Origin of the sequence: Actinoplanes cyaneus (genome assembly GCF_016862095.1) — a bacterium.
Taxonomy (GTDB): domain Bacteria; phylum Actinomycetota; class Actinomycetes; order Mycobacteriales; family Micromonosporaceae; genus Actinoplanes; species Actinoplanes cyaneus.
The window spans coordinates 226,366-251,019 of the sequence record NZ_BOMH01000017.1 but is presented as its reverse complement, the minus strand read 5'-3'; the positions used below and the strand labels follow the sequence as shown (position 1 = coordinate 251,019).

Annotated in this window: 31 protein-coding genes; 21 read left to right on the top strand and 10 right to left on the bottom strand. The window is 71.5% G+C overall.

Translation table 11 applies throughout. The annotated features are described in order from the left end of the window. Positions 1–74 precede the first annotated feature (74 nt). On the top strand, positions 75–443 hold the full coding sequence (locus tag Acy02nite_RS12365; RefSeq protein ID WP_239174620.1) for an ArsR/SmtB family transcription factor: 369 nt from the start codon (positions 75–77) through the stop codon (positions 441–443). Between the two features lie 10 nt (positions 444–453). Here the strand turns inward: Acy02nite_RS12365 and Acy02nite_RS12360 are convergent, their stop codons facing one another. After that, positions 454–957, bottom strand: a complete 504-nt coding sequence (locus Acy02nite_RS12360; RefSeq protein ID WP_203740094.1) for a GNAT family N-acetyltransferase — start codon at positions 955–957, stop codon at positions 454–456. Positions 958–1,067: 110 nt separating this feature from the next. Between Acy02nite_RS12360 and Acy02nite_RS12355 the strand changes: the two genes are divergently transcribed. The 3 genes from Acy02nite_RS12355 (at position 1,068) to Acy02nite_RS12345 (ending at position 2,988) form a co-directional block, all read left to right on the top strand. Further along, positions 1,068–1,754, top strand: coding sequence for an arsenate reductase/protein-tyrosine-phosphatase family protein (locus Acy02nite_RS12355; RefSeq protein WP_203740093.1), 687 nt, complete (start codon positions 1,068–1,070; stop codon positions 1,752–1,754). 83 nt (positions 1,755–1,837) lie between these two features. Next, complete coding sequence (locus tag Acy02nite_RS12350) at positions 1,838–2,569, top strand: aquaporin (protein ID WP_203740092.1); 732 nt, start codon at positions 1,838–1,840, stop codon at positions 2,567–2,569. Between the two features lie 8 nt (positions 2,570–2,577). Next, a complete protein-coding gene (locus Acy02nite_RS12345; protein WP_203740091.1) occupies positions 2,578–2,988 on the top strand; it encodes an arsenate reductase ArsC in 411 nt (136 codons plus the stop codon). 57 nt (positions 2,989–3,045) lie between these two features. On the opposite strand, the gene Acy02nite_RS12340 is transcribed toward Acy02nite_RS12345, so the two are convergent. Further along, the gene (locus Acy02nite_RS12340) at positions 3,046–3,795 is read right to left on the bottom strand and encodes a helix-turn-helix domain-containing protein (RefSeq protein ID WP_203740090.1); all 750 of its coding nucleotides are present in this window, start codon (positions 3,793–3,795) and stop codon (positions 3,046–3,048) included. Between the two features lie 116 nt (positions 3,796–3,911). Between Acy02nite_RS12340 and Acy02nite_RS12335 the strand changes: the two genes are divergently transcribed. From Acy02nite_RS12335 to Acy02nite_RS12300, 8 genes are all read left to right on the top strand, one after another. Then, positions 3,912–4,418, top strand: a complete 507-nt coding sequence (locus Acy02nite_RS12335; RefSeq protein ID WP_203740089.1) for a hypothetical protein — start codon at positions 3,912–3,914, stop codon at positions 4,416–4,418. Between the two features lie 78 nt (positions 4,419–4,496). After that, positions 4,497–4,817, top strand: a complete 321-nt coding sequence (locus Acy02nite_RS12330; protein ID WP_203740088.1) for an ArsR/SmtB family transcription factor — start codon at positions 4,497–4,499, stop codon at positions 4,815–4,817. Next, on the top strand, positions 4,814–5,320 hold the full coding sequence (locus Acy02nite_RS12325) for an SRPBCC domain-containing protein (protein ID WP_203740087.1): 507 nt from the start codon (positions 4,814–4,816) through the stop codon (positions 5,318–5,320). The genes Acy02nite_RS12330 and Acy02nite_RS12325 overlap by 4 nt, the downstream gene beginning before the upstream one ends. A gap of 217 nt (positions 5,321–5,537) precedes the next feature. Then, entirely contained in the window at positions 5,538–6,173 is a 636-nt protein-coding gene (locus tag Acy02nite_RS12320) for a GntR family transcriptional regulator (RefSeq protein WP_203740086.1), read from the top strand. Between the two features lie 72 nt (positions 6,174–6,245). After that, entirely contained in the window at positions 6,246–6,935 is a 690-nt protein-coding gene (biuH, locus tag Acy02nite_RS12315; protein WP_203740085.1) for a biuret amidohydrolase, read from the top strand. 3 nt (positions 6,936–6,938) lie between these two features. Then, a complete protein-coding gene (locus tag Acy02nite_RS12310) occupies positions 6,939–7,589 on the top strand; it encodes a cysteine hydrolase family protein (RefSeq protein WP_203740084.1) in 651 nt (216 codons plus the stop codon). Beyond that, positions 7,586–9,148, top strand: coding sequence for a SulP family inorganic anion transporter (locus Acy02nite_RS12305; protein WP_203740083.1), 1,563 nt, complete (start codon positions 7,586–7,588; stop codon positions 9,146–9,148). Before Acy02nite_RS12310 ends, Acy02nite_RS12305 begins: the two co-directional genes overlap by 4 nt. Beyond that, on the top strand, positions 9,148–9,528 hold the full coding sequence (locus tag Acy02nite_RS12300; protein ID WP_203740082.1) for an AtzH-like domain-containing protein: 381 nt from the start codon (positions 9,148–9,150) through the stop codon (positions 9,526–9,528). The genes Acy02nite_RS12305 and Acy02nite_RS12300 overlap by 1 nt, the downstream gene beginning before the upstream one ends. Here Acy02nite_RS12300 and Acy02nite_RS12295 read toward each other — a convergent pair. After that, entirely contained in the window at positions 9,516–10,388 is an 873-nt protein-coding gene (locus tag Acy02nite_RS12295; RefSeq protein WP_239174618.1) for a glycosyltransferase family 2 protein, read from the bottom strand. The two genes, Acy02nite_RS12300 and Acy02nite_RS12295, sit on opposite strands and share 13 nt — an antisense overlap. A 223-nt stretch (positions 10,389–10,611) precedes the next feature. Further along, complete coding sequence (locus Acy02nite_RS12290; RefSeq protein WP_203740080.1) at positions 10,612–11,229, bottom strand: DNA-directed RNA polymerase II; 618 nt, start codon at positions 11,227–11,229, stop codon at positions 10,612–10,614. Positions 11,230–11,333: 104 nt separating this feature from the next. Here Acy02nite_RS12290 and Acy02nite_RS12285 point away from each other — a divergent pair, with 104 nt between their 5' ends. The 3 genes from Acy02nite_RS12285 to rpiA all read left to right on the top strand — a co-directional run bounded on the left by Acy02nite_RS12285 (position 11,334) and on the right by rpiA (position 13,930). Continuing rightward, the gene (locus tag Acy02nite_RS12285) at positions 11,334–12,557 is read left to right on the top strand and encodes a GNAT family N-acetyltransferase (RefSeq protein WP_203740079.1); all 1,224 of its coding nucleotides are present in this window, start codon (positions 11,334–11,336) and stop codon (positions 12,555–12,557) included. Positions 12,558–12,891: 334 nt separating this feature from the next. Then, on the top strand, positions 12,892–13,179 hold the full coding sequence (locus tag Acy02nite_RS47480; protein WP_425548218.1) for a hypothetical protein: 288 nt from the start codon (positions 12,892–12,894) through the stop codon (positions 13,177–13,179). Positions 13,180–13,228: 49 nt separating this feature from the next. Next, positions 13,229–13,930, top strand: coding sequence for a ribose 5-phosphate isomerase A (rpiA, locus tag Acy02nite_RS12275; RefSeq protein ID WP_203740078.1), 702 nt, complete (start codon positions 13,229–13,231; stop codon positions 13,928–13,930). A gap of 6 nt (positions 13,931–13,936) precedes the next feature. Here the strand turns inward: rpiA and Acy02nite_RS12270 are convergent, their stop codons facing one another. From Acy02nite_RS12270 to Acy02nite_RS12260, 3 genes are all read right to left on the bottom strand, one after another. Continuing rightward, positions 13,937–14,854 (bottom strand): alpha/beta hydrolase, encoded by a 918-nt coding sequence (locus tag Acy02nite_RS12270; protein ID WP_203740077.1) that lies wholly within the window; start codon positions 14,852–14,854, stop codon positions 13,937–13,939. Next, positions 14,854–16,050: a DUF1015 family protein gene (locus Acy02nite_RS12265; RefSeq protein ID WP_203740076.1), complete on the bottom strand. Its 1,197-nt coding sequence runs from the start codon at positions 16,048–16,050 to the stop codon at positions 14,854–14,856. The genes Acy02nite_RS12270 and Acy02nite_RS12265 overlap by 1 nt, the downstream gene beginning before the upstream one ends. A gap of 265 nt (positions 16,051–16,315) precedes the next feature. Beyond that, entirely contained in the window at positions 16,316–16,942 is a 627-nt protein-coding gene (locus Acy02nite_RS12260; protein WP_203740075.1) for a mycothiol-dependent nitroreductase Rv2466c family protein, read from the bottom strand. Positions 16,943–17,021: 79 nt separating this feature from the next. On the opposite strand from Acy02nite_RS12260, the gene pepN reads away from it, so the two are divergent. Next, a complete protein-coding gene (gene pepN, locus Acy02nite_RS12255; protein ID WP_203740074.1) occupies positions 17,022–19,580 on the top strand; it encodes an aminopeptidase N in 2,559 nt (852 codons plus the stop codon). 125 nt (positions 19,581–19,705) lie between these two features. Further along, positions 19,706–20,245, top strand: a complete 540-nt coding sequence (locus Acy02nite_RS12250; RefSeq protein WP_203740131.1) for a Uma2 family endonuclease — start codon at positions 19,706–19,708, stop codon at positions 20,243–20,245. Here the strand turns inward: Acy02nite_RS12250 and Acy02nite_RS12245 are convergent. Together Acy02nite_RS12245 and ctaJ are read right to left on the bottom strand one after the other, a co-directional pair. After that, a complete protein-coding gene (locus Acy02nite_RS12245; RefSeq protein WP_203740073.1) occupies positions 20,242–20,625 on the bottom strand; it encodes a DUF5130 family protein in 384 nt (127 codons plus the stop codon). The two genes, Acy02nite_RS12250 and Acy02nite_RS12245, sit on opposite strands and share 4 nt — an antisense overlap. Continuing rightward, entirely contained in the window at positions 20,612–20,902 is a 291-nt protein-coding gene (gene ctaJ / locus Acy02nite_RS12240; protein WP_203740072.1) for an aa3-type cytochrome oxidase subunit CtaJ, read from the bottom strand. Before ctaJ ends, Acy02nite_RS12245 begins: the two co-directional genes overlap by 14 nt. 205 nt (positions 20,903–21,107) lie before the next feature. Here ctaJ and Acy02nite_RS12235 point away from each other — a divergent pair, with 205 nt between their 5' ends. Together Acy02nite_RS12235 and Acy02nite_RS12230 are read left to right on the top strand one after the other, a co-directional pair. Then, positions 21,108–21,572, top strand: coding sequence for a COG1361 family protein (locus tag Acy02nite_RS12235; RefSeq protein WP_203740130.1), 465 nt, complete (start codon positions 21,108–21,110; stop codon positions 21,570–21,572). Beyond that, positions 21,569–22,366, top strand: coding sequence for a class F sortase (locus Acy02nite_RS12230; RefSeq protein ID WP_203740071.1), 798 nt, complete (start codon positions 21,569–21,571; stop codon positions 22,364–22,366). Before Acy02nite_RS12235 ends, Acy02nite_RS12230 begins: the two co-directional genes overlap by 4 nt. 12 nt (positions 22,367–22,378) lie before the next feature. Here the strand turns inward: Acy02nite_RS12230 and Acy02nite_RS12225 are convergent, their stop codons facing one another. Beyond that, complete coding sequence (locus Acy02nite_RS12225; RefSeq protein WP_203740070.1) at positions 22,379–22,936, bottom strand: HNH endonuclease; 558 nt, start codon at positions 22,934–22,936, stop codon at positions 22,379–22,381. Between the two features lie 235 nt (positions 22,937–23,171). On the opposite strand from Acy02nite_RS12225, the gene Acy02nite_RS12220 reads away from it, so the two are divergent. After that, entirely contained in the window at positions 23,172–24,215 is a 1,044-nt protein-coding gene (locus tag Acy02nite_RS12220) for a mechanosensitive ion channel family protein (RefSeq protein ID WP_203740129.1), read from the top strand. Further along, positions 24,212–24,652: a globin gene (locus Acy02nite_RS12215; protein WP_425548219.1), complete on the top strand. Its 441-nt coding sequence runs from the start codon at positions 24,212–24,214 to the stop codon at positions 24,650–24,652. The genes Acy02nite_RS12220 and Acy02nite_RS12215 overlap by 4 nt, the downstream gene beginning before the upstream one ends. Positions 24,653–24,654 lie beyond the last annotated feature (2 nt).

The following is a 24,654-nucleotide window of genomic DNA, read 5'->3' as shown; positions in this document are numbered from 1 at the left end:
TTCGATGAATGTTGAATCCGATGACTGTCGAAGCCACGCTTGCACGGGGATTCGATATCTGTCAACCTCGACGCATGTCGAAACCACCGACCGTGGCAATCTCCGCCGAAGACGTGCCCTGCTGCGCGCCGATGGCGTACGAACGCATCCCGGCGGAGGTGTCCGGCACGCTCGCGCAGGCCTTCAAGGCTCTGGGCGACCCGATCCGGCTCCAGCTGATGTCGATGATCGCCTCCGCGGAAGGCGGGGAGATCTGCGTCTGCGACCTCACCCCCGCCTTCACGATCTCCGGAACGACCGTCTCCCATCACCTGAAGGTGCTGCGGGAGGCGGGCCTGGTCGACGCGGAGCGCCGCGCCAGCTGGGTCTACTACCGCCCCCGTCCGGGGCTGATGCGACAGCTGTCGGCACTCCTGGCCGTCGACGAGCCCGCCAGGGCCTGATTCCCGCAGCTCAGAGGCGAGGGCTACGGCGCTCGACGAACACGACGTCGCGCCACCGGTTTGCCCGGGCGGTGTGCCGGCCGATGCGCTCACGGACGCCCACGACCCGGAATCCGCAGGACCGGTGCAGGGCGAGGCTGGCCGTGTTCTCCGGGAAGATCCCGGATTGGATCGTCCAGATGCCCGCCGCCTCGGTGGAGGCGATCAGGGCCTCCAGCAGCGCCCGGCCGGCGCCGCGCCCCCGGGCGGCCGGGTCGACGTAGACGGAGTGCTCGACGACACCGGCGTAGACGGCGCGACCGGAGACCGCGGAGGCGGCGACCCAGCCCAGCACCACGCCGTCACCGTCGACGGCGACGTGCCGGTGGCCGGGCAGCTTGCCGGCGTCGAACGCCTCCCAGGCCGGCGCGGTGTGCTCGAAGCTGGCGTCGCCGCCGTCCAGCCCGGCCTGATAGATCGCCAGAACCGCGGTGGCGTCACCGGCCCGCATCGGGCGAACAGTCATGGCGGTCATCCGCGGCCTCCGGCGACGAGTCTCGATGATGCGGTATATCAGAGCCGGCACGGGGCTGCGGTGGCGCAAGCCGCTTGACGGGGCGACAAAGCTCAGCAAGTATTGAGTCAATGAGCGACGAGCATTCCCTTCCAGCGAGGGCACGCGTCCACGCTGCGCTGGGCGACCCGGCGCGGCTGGCGATCGTCGACGCGCTCACCCTGGGCGACGCCTCTCCCGGGGAGATCAGCACCAGGCTCGACATGCCCACCAACCTGGTCGCCCACCACGTCAAGGTGCTGCGGGAGGCGGGCTTGATCGTGCGGACCCGCTCCGAGGGTGATCGCCGGCGCACCTATCTGCGGCTGCGACCTGACGTGCTCGCCTCCCTGACCCCGCCGCCGCTGCGTGACACCGAGCGGGTGGTGTTCGTCTGCACCCACAACTCGGCCCGCTCGCAACTGGCCGCGGCGCTGTGGCGTGACCGGGTCGGCGGGCAGGTGACCTCCGCCGGCACGAACCCCGCCGCCCGGGTGCACCCCCGCGCGGTCACCGTGGCCCACCGCCACGGGCTGCGCCTGGACCCGGCCGGGACTGCGCACGTCACCGACGTCGTGCACGCCGGCGACCTGGTCATCGCGGTCTGCGACAACGCCCATGAAGACCTCACCGGCACGGTGCGCCCGGAGTTGCACTGGTCGGTGCCCGATCCGGCGCGCGCCGACACCGACGACGCGTTCGAGGCCGCCTACACCGACCTGGCCGGCCGCATCGAACGGATCGCACCGGGCGTGCACCAGGCCGCCGGCCGCGACTGACCGGTTCTGCCGCCATCCACCGCCCCGCCAGGTGACCTGTCGAGGCAACTCCCGCCCGCGACCACGAACCGGAGCCGCGTTTCATGCTCTCCATCGCACCCTGGCGACGTCTGCTGGCCGAACTCGTCGGCACCGCGCTGCTGGTCACCGCCGTCGTCGGCTCCGGCATCATGGCCACCACGCTGTCCCCGGACGACGTGGGCCTGCAGCTGCTCGAGAACTCCGTCGCCACGGCGCTCGCGCTCGGCGCGCTCATCCTCACTTTCGGCCCGGTCTCCGGAGCCCATTTCAATCCCGTGGTCTCCGCCGCCGACTGGTTCCTCGGCCGCCGCACCGGCACCGGCATCAGCGGCACCGAGCTTGCCGGGTACGCCGTCGCTCAAACTCTGGGCGCGATCGGCGGGTCGGTCCTCGCGAACCTGATGTTCGGCCTTGCCCCGGTCACCTTCTCCACCACCGAGCGCGCCGCCGGGCACCTCTGGCTCGGCGAGGTCGTCGCCACCGCCGGGCTGCTCCTGCTGATCTTCGCGCTGGGCCGGTCCGGCAGAGCCTCCGCCGCTCCGGCCGCCGTCGGCGCCTACATCGGCGCTGCTTACTGGTTCACCAGCAGCACCAGCTTCGCGAACCCGGCCGTCACCATCGGACGCGCCTTCACCCGTACGTTCGCCGGAATCGCCCCCGGCTCGGTGGCCGGATTCGTCGCCTTCCAGCTCGTCGGGCTGCTCGTCGGCGTCGGCCTGCTGCTCGCGCTGTATCCCGATGCCGGGAAGACGGCGGACGACATCGTCGTCGAACACCCGCCCCGAGAAGTGTGAGGATCATGATGAGCGACACCAAGCCCACCGTCCTGTTCGTCTGCGTGCACAACGCCGGCCGCTCGCAGATGGCCGCCGGCTGGCTGCGTCACCTGGCCGGCGACACCGTCGAAGTGCGCTCCGCGGGCTCCGAGCCGGCCGACCGGATCAACCCGGCCGCGGTCGAGGCCATGCGGGAGGCCGGGATCGACATCACCGGCCAGACCCCGGCCAAGCTGACCTGGGACGCCGCCCAGGAGTCCGACATCATCGTCACCATGGGCTGCGGCGACGCCTGCCCGATCTTCCCCGGCAAGCGTTACGAGGACTGGAAGCTGGAAGACCCGGCCGGCAAGGGAGTGGAAGCCGTGCGCCCGATCCGGGACGAGATCAGGGCCCGCGTCGAAGGGCTGCTCGCCGAGCTGCGACCGGCCGGCTGACGACGCGGCCCGGATCCACCGCCGCTCCGGAGGGGCCGGCCGGCGTCGGCCCGGAAGTCATCCGGCGGTGCGGCCGGTCAGGAGACGGCGCAGGGCGGCGGGCGGGGAGCCGGTCTCGGCTCGGACGGCGCGGGTCATGTGCGCCTGGTCGGCGAAGCCCGTGCGGGTCGCGATCGCGGCCAGGCCGGGCGTGGTGTCGCCGGCCAGCTCGTCGATCGCGGCGCGGACCTTCAACCGGCGCCGGTACGCACTCAGCGTGCACCCGGTGACCTGGTGGAACGCACGGGACAGATGCCACGGCGACCAGCCGGCGGACTCGGCCAGCGCGGCCAGATCCAGGGCCGGGTCGGTGTGCAGGAGCTCGCGGATCCCCTCGACGACCCGATGCGCCGGTCGGGGCGGCGGGGACAGCGGCGCCAGCGCGGTCAGCAGCTCCGCCATCAGGTCGGGGCGCTCGGGCGGTGGTGACGCCAGCAGCCGGCGGTGGATCAGGTCGGCCCGCGGGGAGACCGGGACCCGGCCGGAGCGGGCGAAGCGGTCGGCCAGGTCGGGCGGGACGGCCAGTGAGGTGCAGACGTCGCCGCCGGCGGGGTGGCTGATCCGCTGCGTCTCTCCGGGACGCTGCAGGTAACCGGTGGTGACGTCGGCCAGGGTGGCGCGGCCGTCGACGTGGCGCACGAAGACGCCGCGACGGACGAGCACGATCGCCGCCGCGGCGACCGGCTCCTCGGGGGCGTGCCCGCCGGGGCAGCGGACCGCGGTGGCGGCGGCCCACCCCGTGGTCGTCAGCGCGCGGAAGTCAAGCATGCGGGGCCGCCGGCCGACTCCGGGACGCGCACCGATCCAGCATGGCCCGACCCTAGCCCCGGGGTACGACAAGAACGTTCAAGACTCGGGCGGCGGCCCACCGGCAGGGTGGGCGCATGACTCTTCTCGGGGAACTCGCGGCTGACCGCCCGTACGGCGAAATCGAAGCTCTTGATCTTTATGGTCGTCTCGTCGGCAGCTGGGACGTGGTCAACCGGTACCGGCAGCCGGACGGTGAGTGGATCACCGGGACCGTGGTGTGGACGTTCGGGTGGGTGCTGGCCGGGCGGGCCGTGCAGGACGTGATGTGGTTCACCGCGCCCGGGCCGGACGGGTATCCGGTGCGCAAGACGGGCAGCACGATGCGGCTCTACGACCCGGAGGCGAAGCACTGGCACATCGTCTGGTTCTCGCCGCTGGGCCGGATCTGGACGCTGATCGGGCGGCCGGGCGACGACGGCGACATCGTCCAGGAGGGGCGGCAGAGCGACGGCTCGACGGTCCGCTGGCTCTTCACCGACGTGACGGAGACGAGTTTCCGCTGGCTGGGCTACATCTCGGTGGACGACGGCGAGACTTGGGAGCTGGAGCAGGAGATGCTGGCCCGCCGCCGGGCCGGCTGACCGCGGTGGGGCACGGAATCTGGACTCGGGGGCACTCCGGCATTGACATGTGACCTGATGGTCACATAACTTTGCGTCATGACGGACGACGATCGGGTGTTCAAGGCCTTGGCCGACCCGAGCCGTCGGTTCCTGCTCGATCTGCTGTTCGCGCGTGACGGCCGCACGCTCACCGAACTGGAGTCCGAGCTGGAGATGACGCGGTTCGGCGTCGCCAAGCACCTCAAGGTGCTCGAGGAGGCGGGACTCGTCGTCACGCGCCGGTCGGGGCGGGAGAAGCTGCACTTCCTCAACGCGATCCCGATCCGGCAGATCCACGACCGGTGGATCGACAAGTACACCGAGCACCAGATCACCACCCTCATCGATCTCAAGCGCACGCTGGAGGAAGAGTCATGAGCGAGACCAAGGTGTTCCGCATCTGGATCAGGTCGACCCCGGAGAAGATCTGGCAGGCGATCACGGATCCGGAGTGGAACGCGAAGTATGGCTACGCGTGCCCGCAGTTCTACGAGCTGGCCAAGGGCGGCAAGTTCTACTCCAACGCCAACCAGGGCATGAAGGACTACGCGAAGGCGAACGGCTTCGACATGCCCGACCCGATCCTCGACGGTGAGGTGCTGGAGGCGGAGGCGCCGCGCCGGCTCGTGCAGTCCTGGCGGATGCTGATGGACCCGGGCACCGCGGCCGAGGGCTTCACCACGCTGACCTACGAGATCGACGACTCGTCGCCCGGCGTCTGCCGGCTCACCATCACGCACGACGTGACCGGCGCGCCGGCGGTCAGCACCATGATCTCCGGCAACCCGGACGCGACGGCCGAGGGCGGCGGCGGCTGGGCCTGGGTCCTCAGCGACCTCAAGTCGCTGCTGGAGACGGGCAAGGTGCTCGCCGACGCCTGAGCGCGGCGGCTCGTGGGCGGGGGGTGGCTATCCTCCGCCCATGGCCGTGTTCTGGTACGTCCTTCTCGGACTGGGCATCGTGATGAGCTGCGCGGCGATCGGGCTGTCCGCCCGGGACCGCCGCCGCGGGCCGGACGGCTCCTGACAGACTGGCACTGTGACTGACGGCGGGGCACCACGACTGACGGCTGGGCACCGTGACTGACGGCTGGGCACCGTGACTGACGGGGAGTTGGCCGCGTACAGCCTCGTCGAGCTCGCCGTCGACCGGCTGCGGCGCGACATTCTGAGCGGGCGCACCGATCCGGGTGAGCGACTGGTCGAGGAGCAACTGACCAAGCGGCTCGGGATCAGCCGTGCCCCGCTGCGCGAGGCCATGCGCCTGCTGGCCGAGCAGGGCCTGGTCGAGCACATCCCCCGGCGCGGCGCGCGGGTGGCGACGCTCTCCGACGACGACGTCCGCGAGCTGTACGAGGTCCGCGACGTCCTGGAACGGCACGCGGTCGCGTCGGCTCCGGAGCGGCTCGACCTGACCCGGTTGGCTGAGGCACTGGACACGATCCGCGGGGCCACCGGCACCGGGGACCGGCTGGAGCTGGCGAACGCGCACCGCCGCTTCCACGTGGAGGTGGTCGCGCTGAGCGGCAACCGGCAGCTCACCGCCCTCTACGAGACGATCCTGGTGAAGATCCAGCTGTACATGGCGGTGAACATGCGCCGCGAGGCCGAGACGGCGGACGCGGCCGACGGGGTGCACCGGCACGAGCGCCTGTTCGAGGCGGTGCGGCGTGGTGACGCGCGGGAGATCCTGTCCGTCCTGAGCGAGCACGGGGCCCGCGCCTACCTCGCCTGAAGATCACGCTGGGACATCGCGCCGTTACCGGAGGCGGATCACCCGGAAACACAACTGTCGACAATCGACGATATGCCGACGATCGGAAGTGTCCACGCCGACCCCTATCCCTGGCCCTACGACGGCACGGTGCCGGTCAGCCGCACCGCGCTGATCTGCATCGACTGGCAGACCGACTTCTGCGGCCCCGGCGGTTACGTCGACGCCATGGGCTACGACCTCACCCTGACCCGGGCCGGCCTGCCGGCCACCGCCAAACTCCTCCAGCACGTCCGCGACCTGGGGATGCTGGTGATCCACACCCGCGAAGGGCACGCCCCGGATCTCTCCGACCTGCCCGCCAACAAGCGGTGGCGCTCGGCGCGGATCGGCGCCGAGATCGGCGGGCCCGGCCCGTGCGGCCGGATCCTGATCAAGGGCGAGCCGGGCTGGGAGATCGTGCCCGAGGTGGCCCCGGAGCCCGGCGAGGTGATCATCGACAAGCCCGGCAAGGGCGCCTTCTACGCCACCGGCCTGGACCTCGTGCTGCGGACGCACGGCATCACCCATCTGATCCTGACCGGCATCACCACCGACGTCTGCGTGCACACGACGATGCGGGAGGCCAACGACCGCGGCTACGAGTGCCTGATCCTCAGCGACTGCACCGGGGCGACCGATCCGGGGAACCACGCCGCGGCGCTGCACATGGTGACCATGCAGGGCGGCGTCTTCGGGTGCGTGGCCACCTCGGACGACGTGATCGCCGCGACGGAGGCCTGAGCCGTGCCGACCGTCGCCGCCGATCCCGGCCCGTTCACCTTCGACCCGGCCACCACCGCGCTGCTGGTCATCGACATGCAGCGGGACTTCCTGCTACCCGGCGGCTTCGGCGAGAGTCTGGGCAACGACGTCGGCCTGCTGCGGCGGACGATCGAGCCCCTGGCCGCGCTCCTGACGGCCTGGCGCGCGGCCGGCCTCACGGTGATCCACACCCGGGAGGGCCATCTGCCCGATCTGTCCGACTGCCCACCGGCGAAGTTGCGGCGCGGCCCGATGATCGGCCAGGCGGGCAGATTCGGAAGAATTCTGATCCGCGGCGAGTACGGCCACGACATCGTCGACGAGCTGGCACCCGTCGCCGGCGAGGCGGTCGTCGACAAGCCCGGCAAGGGCGCCTTCCACGGGACGGATCTGCAGGCGCTCCTGGGTGGAGCCGACCGGCTGATCGTCACCGGGGTCACGACCGAGGTCTGCGTGCACACCACCGTCCGCGAAGCCAACGACCGCGGCTACGAGTGCCTCGTGCTCAGCGACTGCGTCGGCTCCTACTTCCCCGAGTTCCAGCGCGTCGGCCTCCAGATGATCGCCGCTCAGGGCGGCATCTTCGGCTGGGTCGCCGAGTCCCCCGCCCTGATCAAGGAGATCGCCCGATGAAACTCGCCTACTGGGTCCGCGGCGACACCAACGCCTTCTTCGGCTTCGGCGTCAACGTTCTGGTCAACGTCCTCACCCTCACCGGTCTGTGCGTCGGCGTGATCAAGATGCCGGCGTCCGACGTGTTCGGCGTGATCCTGCCCGCGCTGGGCATCGCGCTCGTCGCCGGCAACATCTACTACACCTACCTGGCGCGCAGGCTCGCGGCGCGGGAGAACCGCACGGATGTCACGGCGCTGCCGTACGGCCCGAGCGTCCCGCACATGTTCATCGTCATCTTCGTGATCATGCTGCCGATCTATCTCGCCACGAAGGACCCGGTGAAGGCGTGGACGGCCGGCATCGCCTGGGCGTTCATCATCGGCGTGATCGTGCTGATCGGGGCCTTCGTCGGCCCGTACATCCGCAAGTACGCCCCGCGGGCCGCGTTGCTCGGCACCCTGGCCGGCATCTCCATCACGTTCATCTCGATGAACCCGGCCGGCAACATGTGGCGGGCCGCCTGGATCGCCCTGCCGGTCTTCGGTCTGCTGCTGATCGGGCTGCTCACCGACGTCAAGCTGCCCGGCAACCTGCCGATCGGCCTGGTCGCGCTGCTGACCGGCACCGCGATCGGCTGGCTCGGCGGGGCGATGTCGGTGCCGGACGTGACCAGCGCCGCCAAGGACATCGCGTTCGCCTTCCCGCATCTGAAGTTCGACCTGCTGGTCGACGGGCTGAGGGACCTGGCCCCGCTGCTGGCGACCGCGATCCCGCTGGGCGTCTACAACTTCACCGAGGCGATGACCAACGTGGAGAGCGCGGCCACCGCCGGCGACCGGTACAACCTGCGCAGCGTGCTGCTGGCCGACGGCGCCGGCGCGGTGATCGGGTCGTGCCTGGGCTCGCCGTTCCCGCCCGCGGTCTACGTCGGGCACCCCGGGTGGAAGGCGGCCGGTGGCCGCACCGGTTACTCCATGGCGACCGGCGTGATGGTCGCGCTGCTCTGCTTCTTCGGCCTGTTCGGCCTGCTCGGGGCGATCTTCCCGACCGCGGCGATCGTGCCGATCCTGCTCTACATCGGCCTGCTGATCGGCGCGCAGGCGTTCCAGGCGACGCCCCGGGCGCACGCCGCCGCGGTGGTCGCCGCGCTGATCCCGAACATCGCGAGCTGGGCCACCGGGCAGATGGACAACGCGCTCGCCGCGGCCGGCACCAGCGCGGCCCAGGTCGGCACGGACGCGCTGGCCGGGGCCGGGGTGGTCTACGACGGGCTGAAGACCCTCGGCGAGGGGGCGATCCTGGCCGGCCTGGTGCTCGGCGCGATCGTGGCGTTCATCATCGACAAACGCTTCTGGCACGCGGCGGTCTTCGCCGGATCGGGGGCGGTGCTGACCTTCGTCGGCCTGATCCACGCGGAGAAGGTCCAGTGGAACGCGAACGGGCAGGTCACGCTCGGCTATCTCTTCCTGACGGCGATCCTCGTGCTGTTCGCGCTGACGAAGCCGGCGCCCCGGGTTCCCGAGCCCGGCGAGGAGACCGCCGACACCCCGGACCGGGTGCCGGTGGCGGCGGCCTGATGACGGAACAGGACCTGCCCGACGTGGTCGCCGAGGTCAGGGCGGCCTTCGAGGCCTACGAACGGGCGCTCGCCGCCAACGACGTCGCGGCGATGCTGGCCTTCTTCGCCGGCCGGGCGGTGCGCTTCGGCATCGCCGACCGGCAGAGCGGCCTCGAGGAACAGAGGCGGTGGCGGCTCGCTCAGGACCCGCTGCCGCCGGGCCGCTTCCTCTTCGAGACCCACATCCATACGTACGGCCTGAGCACCGCCGTCGTCACGACCCTCTTCGGATATCCGGGCTCGGACGTGCCCGGTCGTCAGACGCAGGCGTGGGCCCGGCTGCCCGAAGGTTGGCGGATCATCACGGCGCACGTCTCCGAGCCACGTCAGCCCACGTAACGGCGTGCCGTCGAGCGCCGCTGCGTCTCGTCCAGAACGCACAGCCGCGCCTCCACCGGCAGTGGCCGCGGCCTGCGGTTGGCCAGCAACCAGCCCAGGCCGCGGGCCGCGTCGAGGGCGGCGAGCAGCGAGGTGCGATCACGGGGCACGGTCCGGGCGAGGAACACCGTCCGGCGTACGGCCGGGCCCACCGGCCGGCGCAGCCAGGTGAACCAGAGCGTGTTGCGCAGGCCGACCCGCCGGCGGTGGGTGGCGTCCCGCAGCTTCGACGCCCGGTGGTGCACGGTCAGGTCCTCGAGATAGCACAGCTCCCAGCCGCTACTGATCAGATCGGTGGCGAGCAGCTCCTCCTCGCCGCCCAGCCAGAGCCGGTCGTGGAAGCCGCCCGCCTGCTCGAACGCGTCCCGCCGGACCACCGACGCGCCGGCCAGGAAACTGCCGAGCGCGGGGCCGGGCAGCCAGTCGGGGCCGGGCACCGGCGAATCGCGCAACTCGCTGACGATCGGGTCCTCGGCGCCGGACGGCTCGACCACGATCCGCGCGTTGAGCAGGGCGACCCGGGGATGGGCGTCGAGAACGTCGGCGGCCCGGGACAGCGAGCCGGGCGACCACCACGTGTCGTCGTCACAGAAGGCGACGTAGGGGGTGCGCAGCCGCCGTACGCCCAGATTCCGGCCGACCGCGCCCAGGTTGCGCCCCGCGGCAACGACGTCGACCTCGGGGAACCTGTCCCGGATCGCCCCGGCCGTCCCGTCCGTGGACCCGTTGTCGACCACCACCACCCGCGGTCTCTCCGGCAGCGCGACGAGCCGCCCGACGCAGGCCAGTGCCTCCTCGCGCCGCTGCCACGTGATGACCACAACCCCGACCCGCGAATCTCCCACGAGCGCGCGGGTTACCCCCAGCAGAAAGGATCAACCGCGCCAAGAACGCATTTCGCCCACTCGTTCGGCTGGTTCTCCCGGCGGTTCTTCGTGCCTCGTGGCCACCGGGAGCACCAGCTGAAAGCGGTGAGCGCGCCGCGGACTCCGGCGGGCGCACGCGCACCCGGCGATGCCACCGACCGCGGCGAGCAGGCGGGACTCAGGCGCCGAACAGGTCCTTGGTCCAGTTGAACGCGTCCATCACCCAGCCGGTCTGGCGCAGGAACGTGAAGCCGACACCGATCAGGTAGAGCCCGGCGACCATGTGCGCGCCGCGCGCGGTGTTGCGCGGCCGGTTCAGGTAACGCTCCAGGACCAGGCGGCCGACGAGCCGGGCGAGCGCGAAGACACCCACGCCGACCAGCAGCGTGATCACGAACACCACCACCGGGGTGCCCAGGTCGCCACCCGCGGAGAGCGCCCAGATGCCCCAGCAGACGAATGCGAACAGGACGGCCGCGGTGCTCCACTCGCCGCCACGGCGCAGCCGGTGCAGGTGCCAGCTGACGCTGTGCTGCTCGCGGGGCACGGAGGCGCCCGGCCAGCCGGTGCCGGTCGGCTCGTGCACGGCGGTCTGATCGCGCCGCTCGGCGCGCGGGGTGACCGAGGCGCGCCCCTGGCTGAACGGCGACTGCGGCGCCGGGGAGACCGGCTGGTGCGGTCGCGTGGGCTCACCGTCCTGCGCAACGGCCGGCGCTGTCACCGTCGGCGGCTCGGCCCACGGATCCTGCGGCGGCATGTCGAGCGTCCGCTCCGACCACTGCGGTTGCTCCGGCATGATCCCCCTCTTTCCAACAGCCGGCCGGATGGCCGTCCTGTTCCGAGAGTAACGAGCCCGCAAATCGGTGGCCCGCACCCACGCGACTCCGTTACACAAGCTGCATGGACGACGGCATACGGCTCCGGCCCGGCACGCAAGAGGATTTCCCGGCCATCTGCGACCTTCTCGGTGTGGTCTTCCACGAGGAGCTCACGGGTGAGGCGAAGGCCGCCGAGCACGACGTGTTCGAGCCCGGGCGCGCCCTGATCGCCGACGACGCGGGCCAGGTGGCCGGGCAGGCGGCGGCCTACAGCCGGGAGCTGACCGTGCCCGGCGCGGTGCTGCCGGCCGCACACATCTCGCTGGTCGGGGTCCGCCCCACCCATCGGCGCCGAGGTCTGCTGACCGCTCTGATGCGCCGTCAGCTGCAGGACATCGCGGCGGCCGGCCGGGAACCGCTGGCGGTGCTCTGGGCCAGCGAGACCGCGATCTACCCCCGATTCGGGTACGGAGCGGCCGCGTCCCGCCTGCGCTTCTCGATCATGAATCGTGAGGTCCGCCTGACCGCCCCGCCGCCCGAGCCGGCCGGCCGCCTGCGGATGGACGAGCCGGCCGCGCTGCTCTCCGAGATCAGCAAGGTGTACGACCAGGTGCGGACCGGCAGGGTCGGCTGGTCGGACCGGGACGACCGCTGGTGGCGGTTCGTCCTCACCGACCCCAAGGACGGCCGGGGCGGCGCCACGCGACGGTACGCGGCGGTGCACGACGGGCCCGGCGGCCCGACCGGCTACGCGCTCTGGCGGGTCAAGGACGGATGGTCGTCGCACGGGCCGGACGCCGTGGTGGAGGTCACCGAGGTGGTCGCCGCCGACCCGGAGACGTATCAGGCGCTCTGGCGGCTCCTGCTCGGCATCGACCTGACCCGCACGGTGAAGTTCAGCTTCGGCGCGGTCGACGAGCCGTTGCTGTACCTGGTGGACGAGCCACGCCGGCTGGGCGCCACGCTCGGCGACGCGCTCTGGGTCCGTCTCGTGGACGTCCCGGCCGCGCTGGCCGGCCGCCGCTACCGGGCGCCGGTGGACGTGGTGCTCGAGGTGGAGGATCCGATCCTGCCGGCGAACACCGGGCGGTGGCGGCTCACCGGCGGGCCGGACGGCGCCGCCTGCGTCCGGACCGGTGACCCGGCCGATCTGACGGCGACCGTGACCGATCTCGGCGCGGCCTACCTCGGCGGGACCTCGCTGACAGCGCTCGCGGGGGCCGGTCGGGTGCGGTTGCTGACCGGGAACGATCCGAGCCTGGCATTCGGGTGGCACCGGGCGCCCAGCGCGATCGAGGTCTTCTAGGTTCCACGGCGGGCGGCGTTCCACGACGGGCGGCGTTCTGCGACGGGCGGCGTTCTGCGACGGGCGGTGGGGAACCGGATCGGGGTAACGTCGGGCCATGGCTGAGCCCGAGCGTCGCCGCCGCCGTGTGCGCCTTTCCTCCGAGGCGAGCGCCGCGCCGGAGGAGCCCGTGATCCCGGTGCCTGCGCCTCCCGCCACGCCGCCGGTTCCCAGCGCTCCGATTCCTGGCCCACCGGTTCCTGCCGCTCCGGCGCCTACCGCTCCGGTTCCTGCCGCTCCGGTTCCCGCCGCGCCGCCGGTTCCTGCCCCGCCGGTGGCGTCCACGGCACCGCCCGTGCCGGCGGTGCCCACCGCGCCGCCGGTGCCCGGGCCCGCGCCCAAGTCGTTCGCCCGGCCGGCGAAGCGGCCCGCTCCCACCGCCGGCGGCAACACCGAGGACCGGGAGGCCGAGCGCGGCCTGCGCGGTCTGGTCGGGTCGGGGTCGTCGCAGGTCAGTGTGGGCGCCGCACTGCGCGCGCGGGACGCGTGCCGGCCCAGCGAGGCCGATCTGGCGGCCGCCGAGCGCGATCTGGTGATCGTACGGCGGAATTGGTTGCCCCGGGAGGATCTGCCGCGGCGCTGATTACCATGTGGATGACCATCCGACCGCTCCTGGAAACGGTTGCCATCACATGCAGTGGAAGAACCGCCCCAACGGCCTGACCTGGTCAGGTGTCATCAAGAACGAGGAAGCCAAGCGGGAGGGGGCGGCGCGGCTGGCCGCCGAGCTGCAGGACGGGCAGACGGTCGGCATCGGCTCGGGCTCGACGAGCTTCCTGACCCTGCAGGCCCTCGCGTCCCGCGCGGAGAGGGAGGGGCTCTCCTTCACCGCGATCCCGACGTCGATCGAGGTGGCGAACGCGTGTGCCGCGCTGGGCCTGCGCACCGCGACGCTCAACGAGGTCCGGCCGGACTGGTGCTTCGACGGCGCCGACGAGGTGGACGCGAAGAAGCGGCTGATCAAGGGCCGGGGCGGCGCGCTCTACCAGGAGAAGCTGATGATGGCCGCGGCGCCGAAGGCGTTCATCGTGGTCGACCGGTCCAAGATCGTGGACCGGCTGGGGCAGAACTTCGCGGCCCCGGTGGAGATCGACCCGGCCGCGCTCAGCCTGATCTTCGAGAAGCTCGAGGGCTTCCCCGGGCTGGAGGACGTCGTGCTGCGCCCGGCCGGCGGCAAGGACGGCCCGGTCATCACCGAGCGCGGCAACCTGACCCTGGACCTGACGTTCAGCGAGATCACCGACGACGCCCACACCCGCCTGAAGCAGATGTCGGGCGTCGTCGAGACGGGCCTCTTCTTCGGGTACGACTTCGAGCTGATCCTGGCCGGATAGAACCGGTCAGAACGTGAGCGCGGCGCGCAGGGCGGCGGCGACCTGGTCGGCGGCCGCCCGCGCCGCGTCGATCGTGGAGATCTTGCGGGCGAAACCGTGGTTCACGCCCATGTAGCGGGTGTGCACGACCGGCACCCCGGCACTGACCAGCGCATCCGCGTAATCGGCGCCCTCGTCGCGCAGCGCGTCGTACTCCGCCGTGATGATCAGCGTGGAGGGCATGCCGGACAGGTCGGCGACGGCGAGCGGCGCCACGTCCGGGGTGAGCCGCCGCATCGGGTCCGGGACGAACGTCTCCCAGGCCAGTTTCATCGAGGCGCGGTCCAGCCCGTACTCCCCCACCTCGTCGTACGACTCGGCGGAGGTGAGCGGGTCGATCGCCGGGTAGATCAGCGCCTGGAAGTCCAGCGGGGTGGCGGCGTCCCGCTGCCGGCGCGCGGTGACCGTGGCGAGCTGGCCGCCCGCGCTGTCCCCGCCGATCGCCAGCCGGGACGGGTCGACGCCCAGCTCGGCCCCGTTCTTACGGACGTGGTCGAGCACGACCGCGACGTCGTCGAGCGCGGCCGGGTGCACATGCTCCGGGGCGAGCCGGTAACCCACCGACAGCACCGCCAGGCCGGACCGGTCGGCGACCCGGCGGCAGAACCGGTCCACGGTCTCGATGCTGCCGTAGCACCAGCCGCCGCCGTGCAGGTAGACGAAGACCGGCGCGCCGAACCGGGTGGCGTAGAGCCGGCACGGCACCCCGTCGGCGTCCAGGTCGGCGACGACCGGCAGCGGCAGGGCCGGCCCGGTCTCCGCCTCGACGGCCTCCTCCATCGCCGCACGGGCGAACTGCAGCCGCTCGTAGGGCCCGGCCGCCAGCACGTCGGCGGTGGGGCGGCGGCGATGGGCCGCCGCCGCCGTCACCTGCGGGTGCAGCATCAGCCGAGCTGGGCGAGGACGAGGCCGCCCCGCGCCTTGGGCGTGAACCAGGTGCTCTTGCGCGGCAGCTTCAGCCGGGCCAGGTTGACCGCGACGAAGTCCTCCACGGTCACCGGGGCGATCAGGACGGCCAGCTCGGCGCGACCGGCGTCGACCTCGCCACGCAGCCACTCGACCGGGTAGTCACCACCGATGTAGGAGATCCGCTTGTCACCCGGGTCCAGCCCGAGCACGTCGCGCAGCAGGACCCGCTCGACGAGGGCGTGATCCAGGTTCTCCACCGCGCTGCCGGCCGGGTCGGACGGGAGGGCCACCGTGTAGGACCGGCCCCCGGCGTACATCTCGATCGTCGCTTTGCCGGGAAGCCCGGCGGCCCGCGACAGCTCGGTGACCGTCGCACCGGCCGCGCGCAGGCGCTCGATCAGCTCGGCCGGCGTCGCCGGGAGCTCGCTGATCAGGCGATTGTAGGGCTGGATGGCGACCGACGCGGGGGTGGTGATCACCGCGAGGAAGCGCGGCAGGCCACCGGTCTGCGCGGCCAGGCTGCGGTGGTTGCCGTCGGCGACGACCAGCTCGCCGCCGCCGGCCAGCGCGGTGAGCCTGTCCTGCAGCTCGCCGGCGCCGATCGTCCAGATGGCGTGGACCCGGCCGGTCTGGTCGGTGTCGGTGGCCTCCGGCTCGCCCGCGGCGTCGCAGGCGCCGGCGAGGGCCGCGTGCAGCTCCTCCCCCTTGCCGGTCTGCAACAGCAGCACCGGGGAGAGCAGGGTCTGCAGCGACTCGGCGAGTGCGACCCGCTCGCGCACCTTGGCGATGAAGACGTCCTCGTTGCGGATGACCAGGCCCGGCTCGTCGGCGCTGGTGGAGATCTGGCCGGTGTCGACCATGCTCCACAGGCCGTAGGCGGGGGCCTCGTCCTTCGCGGTGATCCGGTAGAGCACCACGACGTGCTCAGCCTGCCGGTAGTGGCCCTCGGACTTGTCGCGCTCCAGCCGGACGACGGCGTCCGGGAGAGACTCTGCGAAGGTCCGGCCGAGGGACTCGGGCGCGAGATGCGGCATTTCCACGGCCAACGAGCTGTGCGGGTTGGCAGCGATGATGTCGGTGATTTCGGCGTCGTCGGCGAACTCGTCGTAGTTCTGGGCTCCGGTACCGCCAGTGGTGATCCAGGCCCGGCTGATCGGGTGCACGACCGTCATGGCAGGGAATTTACCCGGCGGGCCGCCGGTGCCTGCCCACCGGCATGTTCCCGCGTGACCGGCTCAACTGCGCACGTCGATGCGCGTTCACCGGGCGTTGCGCTGGCCGGGCCGTCACGACGATCGGCGGGGCGACGAGTCCCGCCAGCTCAGGGGACAAATCAGCCCATACTTCGCGTTGGACGCCGATGGTCATCCCGGCGGCGTCGCTGGATGAGGTGTACATCACTCCATCCAACGACGCCGCGGACGGTCAGGTGGCGATTCAGTCGAAAATCGGACCGATGTCGCGGCTGCGCTTCAGCTCGTAGAAGCCGGGAGTTCCGGCGACCAGGACGACGCCGTCCCACAACTTGCCGGCGGCCTCACCCTTCGGCGCCGGCGTGACCACCGGGCCGAAGAACGCGACGGTGGAACCTGCCTCCGGGCCCGGGGCGTGGATCACCGGGGTGCCCACGTCCGTGCCGACCGGCTTCATGCCGGCGTCGTGGCTGGCCCGCAGGGCCTCGTCGCGCTCGTCGGTGAGCGCGGCGGCGGCCAGCTCCGGGTCGAGGCCGACCTCGGTCAGGGCCTCCCGGAACAGCTTCTCGTCCAACTCGTACTTCTGCAGGTGGATCCGGGTGCCGAGAGCGGTGTAGAGATCGCGCAGGATCTCCGGCCCCGCTGCCTCGGCGGCGGCGATGCAGACCCGGACCGGGCCCCAGCCGCGGGTCATCAGCTCCTGGTACTGCTCGGGCAGGTCCCGGCCCTCGTTCAGGACGGACAGGCTCATCACGTTGAAACGGACGTCGAGGGGGCGCACCTTCTCCACCTCGAGCAACCAGCGTGAGGTCATCCAGGCCCACGGGCAGATCGGGTCGAACCACATGTCGACGGTGGCGCGTTCAGTCATGGATCGATCCTGCCACCGCATTGGGGGCGGACGGCGCATAGGCTGCGAGGAAAAGCAGTCAGCTCGAAGGAGAGTGCACGTGGCCGGTGTTCACAACCTGACCCAGGTCGAGGCTGCGGAGCGGAGTCGATTGCTCGAGGTGACCGGGTACGACATCGCCCTCGATCTGACCGACGGAAACGGCAATCCCGGGTCCGAGACCTTCCGCTCCACCACCACCGTTTCGTTCGATTGCACCGAGCCCGGTGCGGAGACGTTCATCGAGGCCGCGGCGGTCAGGCTGACCAGCGCCACGCTGAACGGGCGGCCGCTCGACCTGAGCACCTGGTCGGCGGAGAAGGGCCTGCCCCTGCCCGGCCTGGCGGAGAAGAACGTCCTGGTCGTCGAGGGCTACTTCGCCTACTCGGCGAGCGGGCAGGGCCTGCAGCGCAGCGTCGACCCGGTCGACTCCGAGATCTACCTCTACAGCCAGTTCGAGACCGCGGACGCCCAGCGCGTCTACGCGGCGTTCGACCAGCCCGACCTGAAGAGCGCCTTCACCTGGCACGCGACCGCGCCGGACCACTGGAAGGTGGTCTCGAACATGCCGGTCGCCTCCGAGGAGCCGGCCGGGACTGGCGCGCGGACGGTCCACTTCACCACCTCGCCCCGGATGAGCACCTACATCACGGCGATCTGCGCGGGGCCGTACCACGAGGTCCGCGACTCGCACGACGGCATCGAGCTGGGCGTGTTCTGCCGCGCCTCGATGGCCCGCTACCTGGACGCCGACGACCTGTTCCTGATCACCAAGCAGGGCTTCGACTTCTTCCACGAGCAGTTCGGCGTGCGGTACCCGCTGCCGAAGTACGACCAGCTCTGGGTGCCGGACTTCAACGCCGGCGCGATGGAGAACTTCGGCTGCGTCACGCACGCCGAGGCGCACTACATCTTCCGGTCGCAGGTCACCGACTACGAGTACGAGCAGCGGGCCAACACGATCCTGCACGAGCTCGCCCACATGTGGTTCGGCGACCTGGTCACCATGCGCTGGTGGAACGACCTGTGGCTGAACGAGTCGTTCGCCGAGTGGGCCAGCCACTGGTGCAACACGCACGCCACCCGGTTCACCGACGCCTGGTCGACGTTCCTGTCGATCCGCAAGTCCTGGGGCTACCGGCAGGACCAGCTCTCCTCCACGCACCCGGTCTACTGCGAGATGCCGGACCTGGAGGCGGTCGAGGTCAACTTCGACGGCATCACGTACGCCAAGGGCGCCAGCGTCATCAAGCAGCTCGTCGCGTACGTCGGGCTGGACCCGTTCGTCACCGGCCTGCGCGCCTACTTCACCAAGCACGCGTGGGGCAACGCCACCTTCGACGACCTGCTCACCGAGCTGGAGACGGCGTCCGGCCGCGAGCTGCGCAAGTTCGCCGCGCAGTGGCTGGAGACCGCGCAGGTCAACACGCTGCGCCCGGTCGTCGAGCTGGACGACCAGGAGCGGTACACCAGCGTGACGGTGCTGCAGGAGGCGCCGGCCGACTACCCGACGCTGCGTACCCACCGGATCGGGATCGGCCTCTACGACCTTCAGGGCGACCAGCTCGTACGGCGTGAGCGCCTCGAGGTGGACGTCGCGGGCGAGCGCACCGAGATCACGGCGCTGGCCGGGGTCAAGGCGCCGGACGTGCTGCTGCTCAACGACGACGACCTGACGTACGCGAAACTGCGTCTCGACGAGCGCTCGCTGGGCGTGCTGGTCAACCACATCGCCGGGTTCGACTCGGCGCTGCCGCGGGCGCTGTGCTGGGCCGCCGCGTGGGACATGCTGCGCGACGCCGAGCTGGCCGCGCGCGACTACGTCCAGCTGGTCGTCTCCGGCCTGCCGGCCGAGAGCGACATCAACCTGACCACCGCCACGCTGCGGCAGGCGGCCAGCGCGCTGGTCAGCTTCGCCGACCCGGCGTGGGCGCCGGAGGGCTGGGCGATGCTGGCGAAGCTGGCGCAGACCCAGCTCGCCGCGGCCGAGCCGGGCAGCGGATGGCAGCTCACCTGGGCGCGCGCCTACATCACCGCGGCGCGTACGCCGGAGCAGGCCGCGGTGCTGAGCGGCTGGCTCGGCGGCGGGGACAAGCCAGAGGGCCTGGTCGTCGACACCGAGCTGCGCTGGTCGCTGCTGCAGGCGCTCGCCGCGATCGGGGTGGCGCCCGAGTCCGAGATCGACGACGAGCTGGCCGCGGACAAGACCGCCAGCGGCGAGCGGGAGGCCGCGATCGCCCGCGCGCTGCTGCCGACCCCTGAGAACAAGGCCCGCGTGTGGGCCGAGCTGACCGGGCCGCAGACCCCGCCGAACTGGCTGAACCGGTCGCTGCTGCAGGGCTTCCAGAGCACCCGCCAGGTGGAGCTCACCGCGCCGTACGCGGAGAAGTTCTTCGCCGTGGTCGGTGAGGTCTGGGCCCGGTCGGACAGCGAGCCGGCGCAGGAGTTCGCGACCCTGGCCTACCCGACGTTCCAGATCAGCGAGGAGACGGTCGCCCTGACCGACGCCTGGCTGGCCCAGGACGGGCACCCGGCGTCGCTGCGGCGGCTGGTCGCCGAGGGCCGGGACGGGATCCTGCGGGCGCTCAAGGCCCGGGCCAAGGACAGCGCATCGTCCTGACCGGATGAAAGGCACGCCGACGGCCCCGTCCAGTTCGCTGGATGGGGCCGTTTTTCCTGCGTATGCAAGTTGCATCGACGCTCGGTGGGTAGGCTGACAACCCGGCTGAGGAGGTGCCCGTGACGATGCTGAGCCAGGGTCCACCGGTGCGGTGGAGCGCTCCGGACGGCCACTGGACCGAGCCCGACCTTCACCTTTTCCCGCAGGACGGGCACCGTTACGAGATCGTCGACGGCGGCCTGCACGTCACCCCGCCGGCCACGCCGGCACACGACGCCACGGTCGACGAGGTGGTGGTCGCGCTGCGGTCGGCGGCGCCGCCGGGCTGGTGGGTGTGCGCCCGGCTCGGCGTGGCGATCGGCACGAGCAACCTGGTCCCCGACGTGACGGTGCTGCGGCCGCGCTCCGCCGGGGGCATCTGGGCCGACCCGGCCGACGTGGCAGTGGTCGTCGAGGTGGAGTCACCCGAGACCGAGCGTTACGACCGGCTGCTCAAGCCGGCGGTCTACGCGTCGGCGGGCATCGCGGCCTACTGGCGGGTGGAGCCGGGCGTGGCGCTGGTCGTCCACGCGCTGGACGGCACGGCATACCGCCAGGTCCAGCGGATCGAGGGCGCCGAGGTGAAGCTCGACGCCCCGTACCCGATGAGGGTCGGTCCCTTTTAGGAACGGCCGGCGTGCGACGCCAGCTGGTCGAGGCCGATCATCAGGCCGCCGATCAGGTCGCCGCCGGAGAACGAGCCCGCCATGCCGAAAGCGGCCAGCTTCGCGTCCCGGTCGGTGATCCGCCTGCGGGCCTCGTCGCCCGTGACGATCTCCAGCCTGCGCTGGTTCGGCGAGACCGCGAGCAGCACCGCCTTCTGCGGGTTGACGATCTGCGCGTGCAGCTTCTCGGCCGACTCGCGGATCGGCTCCTCGAGCTCGCCGACGTAGATGCTGAAGGTCAGCCCGGTCGACTGGTCGGCGATCCGGAGCGCCTCGTCCAGGCGCAGCAGCTGACGGGTCGTGAAGGGACTTTCTTCCACGACCGGCTCACCACTTGTCACTTGCGCCTCCTGTCGGGCCGGGCCGGACGAGAGCGCCGGAACTGTCCTCGATGACGAGTCCGCGCTCGATCGCCGGAGTCGCGTGGCCGTGGTCCGTCGCCGCGACGCTCCTGGGCGCGGACAGGAACCACATCGGCGCGAACTCGTACGGCCGCCCCGGACGGTACCGACGGGACGACCTGGTCTTGTCGGAGCCGGCGAAGACAAGCGCCGCCACCGTGCCGATGACCGCGGCCGGGATGATCACATAGACCAGAACGGTTGTGATTACAGACAACTGAACGCCCCCAGGCGCCGGTGATCCTCTGTTGAGTCGAACATCAATCACGGTAGCGGAGCACGAGTCGTGCCGGACCGTCGGGTCTCGAACCCGGGTCTCACGCCGTCGGGATCTACGCGGAATGGGCATCCCGGTGCGAAAATCACCTTCACGCGCCGTCCGCGTGCTTTCCGCCCGCGAACGGCAGGAGGGGGGATTGAAGATGCTCCTGGCCGCAGTCCTGTTCCTACCGGCGCTCGCGCTGTCCGCGCAGGCGGCCCCGGCCGTGTTCGTCGAGGCCAACCCCAGCACGGTGCGCGCCGGGGACGAGTTCTCGCTGCGCGCCTCCTGCGACGACAACCTGAAGGCGGCCACCGTCACCGCCGACCCGATCGGCTCGGTGCCGGTCGAGCCGGAGTTCGGCTTCCTCACCGCGACCGTGAAGGTGCCCACCGGTCAGCGGGCCGGCGACTACCGGCTCACGCTGCGCTGCCCGGACGGGAAGACGGCGAGCACCACCCTCCATGTGCTGGCCAGGGTGGAGCCGAGCCGCGGGCCGGCCACCGGCGGCGGGGGGACGGCGCCCGACGGGACGGCTCGCCTGCTGATCGGGGGCGGGCTCACGGCTCTGACAGCGGCCGCCGCGCTCGCCGTGATGTCCGCCCGCCGACGGCAGGCCGGGCGGTGAGCAACGAGGCCGGGGTGCCCGAGGCTGTCCGCCGCAAACGCCCCGCCCAGGTCGGCGCCCCGCCGGAGGGCGTGGTGACCGGCCCGCTCCCGGCCCCGCGCCCGCAGGGTGGCCGCTCCCCCTTCCGGGTGCCGCGTCCCCGCCGGATGCCTACGCCCAAGCCCCTGCCGCCCCGCCGGCGCCGCCGGCGGCCGATCGGCTGGATCGCGCTGGTCCTGGCCTTCCTCGGGCTCTTCGCGGTCGGCATGGGCCTCGGCGTCTCCAGCGGCTTCGACCTGGACCTGTTCGGCGGGCCGGACGAGCCGCCGCCCCGCGCGTTCCCGGTGCTGGAGCCGAGCCGCCCGGAGCGGCTGACGATCCCGGACCTGAAGGTCGACGCGCCGGTCCTGGACGTGGGGCAGGCCGCCGACGGGACGATCGACGTGCCGCCGCTGAAGCGGCACGACGAGGTCGGCTGGTTCGACGGCGGCCCGGCACCCGGGCAGTTCGGCCCGGCGCTGTTCGTGGGGCACGCCGACACCAGGACCGGCCCGTCGGTCTTCCACGACCTGGGCCGGCTCAAGCCGGGACAGCGGGTCGAGGTGGACCGTGCCGACGGGACGGTCGCGGTCTTCGAAGTGAACGCGGTCGAGCGTTACGACAAGGACCGGCTGCCCGTGCACCGCGTCTACGGCGACTACAGCCGGCCCTCGTTGCGCCTGATGACGTGCGGTGGCAGGTGGCTCGGGGGCGACCAGGGTTACTCCGACAACGTCGTCGTCTACGCGTCCCTGGTCGGCTCCCGGCAGAGTTGACCCGAGAAACGATTACGCCGCCTCGGCTCCGAGAGCCGTGGCGGCGTGGTGGTCAGGAATGTCCAGCCAATCCCTCCAACGGGGATCGGGCGTGCGGTGCCCGAGCACCCGCCAGGCCACCCCCCGTGGCGCCTGCGGTATCGCGTGCAGCCGCCAGCCGAGCTCGGCCGGGGTCTTGTCGCCCTTGCTGTGATTGCACTTGGCGCAGGCGGCCACCACGTTCTCCCAGGCGTGCAGACCGCCCCGGGACCGCGGGAAGACGTGATCGATGGTCTCGGCGGAGCCGCGGCAGTAGGCGCAGCGGCCGCCGTCACGGGCGAAGATGGCCCGGCGGGAGAGGCCGACGTGCGTGCGGTAGGGCACCTTCACATACCGCGTGAGCCGGACCACAGAGGGGACGGGAAGCTCCTCGTGCGCGCTGTGCAGGACGCCGTCACCGTCGGACACGCACTCCGCCTTGGAGGTCAGGACGAGGATCGTCGCTCGACGCACCGATACGACGCACAGAGGCTCGTACGTAGCGTTCAGCACCAACGCGGAAGAGCCCACCATGGGTCGTATGTCAGGCATCGCGATCACCCTTCCGGTGTCAGTTGCTGTGTAGCGCTCCCGTAGCTCAGCCGTGTGTGATCTGGGCCTCGCCGAGGAAGCCTGTGCGCCAATAGTCCCTGATGGATGACGAAATGGCGAGCACAATCTGTGGCTGGACGGTAAACGTCTGACGTCACCTGCTCAGCCGGACCCGGTACCTTGACTCCCCGTGTTGCTCCTTGCCCCAGGCCCCACTCCGTCCCCCTCGGTGAACGTGTTCACGACTCCCGATGTGACCAAGTCGTGCAACAGCGACGCCTTCTGCTCGTGGCTCTATCAGCAGACCGAAAGCCGGTGGCTGGCCAACAGCGGCTACCTGATCATCGTGAAGCCGATCCGGATCCTCGCGATCATCCTGATCGCGCTGCTGATCCGCTGGGCGCTGCACCGGGCGATCAGCCGGCTCACCGCGAGCACCTCGCGGGCCGCCATGCCGGCGCTGCTCAAGCCGCTGCGCGAGAAGGTGACCGAGACCGCCGAGGAGGGGCAGTTCATCCCCGAGCGGCGGCGTCAGCGGGCCGAGGCGATCGGCTCGGTGCTGCGCAGCTTCGTCAGCGCGGTGGTCTTCACCATGGCGGCGCTGCTGGTGATGGGCGAGTTCGGCTTCAACCTGGGCCCGCTGCTGGCCAGCGCCGGCATCGTCGGCGTCGCGCTCGGCTTCGGCGCCCAGAGCCTGGTCAAGGACCTGATAGCGGGCCTGTTCATGCTCCTGGAGGACCAGTACGGCGTCGGCGACACCGTCGACCTCGGCGAGGCCACCGGCGTGGTGGAGAGCGTCGGCCTGCGGATCACCACGGTCCGCGACGGGCGCGGCGTGCTCTGGTACATCCGCAACGGCGAGATCGTCCGGGTCGGCAACAAGAGCCAGGGCTGGGCGATGGTGGTGGTCGACATCCCGATCGGCTTCGTCAACTCGGAGGAGGCGATCGCGGTGCTCAAACGGGCCGCCGACACGGTCGCCCAGCACCCGGAGCACCAGACCGAGTTCATCGAGGCGCCGGACGTGGTGGGCGTGGAGACGCTGACCGTGGACGGCGCGACGATCCGGACGATCGCCAAGACCACCGCCGACAGCCAGCTGACAGTGCAGCGGGAGCTGCGCCGGGCACTGGCCGAGTCGCTGGAGACCAGCGGGCTGTCCGAGCGGATCGCCGCCTCGCGCCTGGCGCCACGCTCGGCGGTGCCGCCGTCCTGGTACCCGGGCGCCGGTGGCACCCCGCCGGCCGACGATCCGCGCCCGGGCGGCTCGGCGGTCTGAGCCGCGGCTGGCAGGATGGACGGGTGAGTGCACCTGTACCGGAAGAGGCCAGCTTCTTCACCGCCGTCGGCGGCGAACCCACGTTCCGCCGCCTGGTCGCCAAGTTCTACGAGGGGGTGGCCGCGGATCCGCTGCTCCGGCCGATGTACCCGGAGGAGGATCTCGGCCCCGCCGAGGACCGGCTGACGCTCTTCCTGATGCAGTACTGGGGTGGCCCGAACACGTACTCGGCGAGCCGCGGCCACCCCCGGCTGCGGATGCGGCACGCGCCGTTCCGGGTCGGCCCGGCCGAGCGGGACGCCTGGCTGACCCACATGCGCGCGGCCGTCGACTCGCTCGGGCTTCCCGAGCCGCAGCACACGATGCTCTGGGACTATCTGGAGCGCGCGGCCTACTTCATGGTGAACACGATGGATCCCACGGAGCCGACGCGCTGATC

Coding starts and splice junctions, on each gene's coding strand:
- Acy02nite_RS12365 (WP_239174620.1), top strand. CDS start 75: ATGTCGAAACCACCGACCGTGGCAATCTCCGCCGAAGACGTGCCCTGC.
- Acy02nite_RS12360 (WP_203740094.1), bottom strand. CDS start 957: ATGACCGCCATGACTGTTCGCCCGATGCGGGCCGGTGACGCCACCGCG.
- Acy02nite_RS12355 (WP_203740093.1), top strand. CDS start 1,068: ATGAGCGACGAGCATTCCCTTCCAGCGAGGGCACGCGTCCACGCTGCG.
- Acy02nite_RS12350 (WP_203740092.1), top strand. CDS start 1,838: ATGCTCTCCATCGCACCCTGGCGACGTCTGCTGGCCGAACTCGTCGGC.
- Acy02nite_RS12345 (WP_203740091.1), top strand. CDS start 2,578: ATGAGCGACACCAAGCCCACCGTCCTGTTCGTCTGCGTGCACAACGCC.
- Acy02nite_RS12340 (WP_203740090.1), bottom strand. CDS start 3,795: ATGCTTGACTTCCGCGCGCTGACGACCACGGGGTGGGCCGCCGCCACC.
- Acy02nite_RS12335 (WP_203740089.1), top strand. CDS start 3,912: ATGACTCTTCTCGGGGAACTCGCGGCTGACCGCCCGTACGGCGAAATC.
- Acy02nite_RS12330 (WP_203740088.1), top strand. CDS start 4,497: ATGACGGACGACGATCGGGTGTTCAAGGCCTTGGCCGACCCGAGCCGT.
- Acy02nite_RS12325 (WP_203740087.1), top strand. CDS start 4,814: ATGAGCGAGACCAAGGTGTTCCGCATCTGGATCAGGTCGACCCCGGAG.
- biuH (WP_203740085.1), top strand. CDS start 6,246: ATGCCGACGATCGGAAGTGTCCACGCCGACCCCTATCCCTGGCCCTAC.
- Acy02nite_RS12305 (WP_203740083.1), top strand. CDS start 7,586: ATGAAACTCGCCTACTGGGTCCGCGGCGACACCAACGCCTTCTTCGGC.
- Acy02nite_RS12300 (WP_203740082.1), top strand. CDS start 9,148: ATGACGGAACAGGACCTGCCCGACGTGGTCGCCGAGGTCAGGGCGGCC.
- Acy02nite_RS12290 (WP_203740080.1), bottom strand. CDS start 11,229: ATGCCGGAGCAACCGCAGTGGTCGGAGCGGACGCTCGACATGCCGCCG.
- Acy02nite_RS12285 (WP_203740079.1), top strand. CDS start 11,334: ATGGACGACGGCATACGGCTCCGGCCCGGCACGCAAGAGGATTTCCCG.
- rpiA (WP_203740078.1), top strand. CDS start 13,229: ATGCAGTGGAAGAACCGCCCCAACGGCCTGACCTGGTCAGGTGTCATC.
- Acy02nite_RS12270 (WP_203740077.1), bottom strand. CDS start 14,854: ATGCTGCACCCGCAGGTGACGGCGGCGGCGGCCCATCGCCGCCGCCCC.
- Acy02nite_RS12265 (WP_203740076.1), bottom strand. CDS start 16,050: ATGACGGTCGTGCACCCGATCAGCCGGGCCTGGATCACCACTGGCGGT.
- Acy02nite_RS12260 (WP_203740075.1), bottom strand. CDS start 16,942: ATGACTGAACGCGCCACCGTCGACATGTGGTTCGACCCGATCTGCCCG.
- Acy02nite_RS12250 (WP_203740131.1), top strand. CDS start 19,706: ATGCTGAGCCAGGGTCCACCGGTGCGGTGGAGCGCTCCGGACGGCCAC.
- Acy02nite_RS12235 (WP_203740130.1), top strand. CDS start 21,108: ATGCTCCTGGCCGCAGTCCTGTTCCTACCGGCGCTCGCGCTGTCCGCG.
- Acy02nite_RS12225 (WP_203740070.1), bottom strand. CDS start 22,936: ATGCCTGACATACGACCCATGGTGGGCTCTTCCGCGTTGGTGCTGAAC.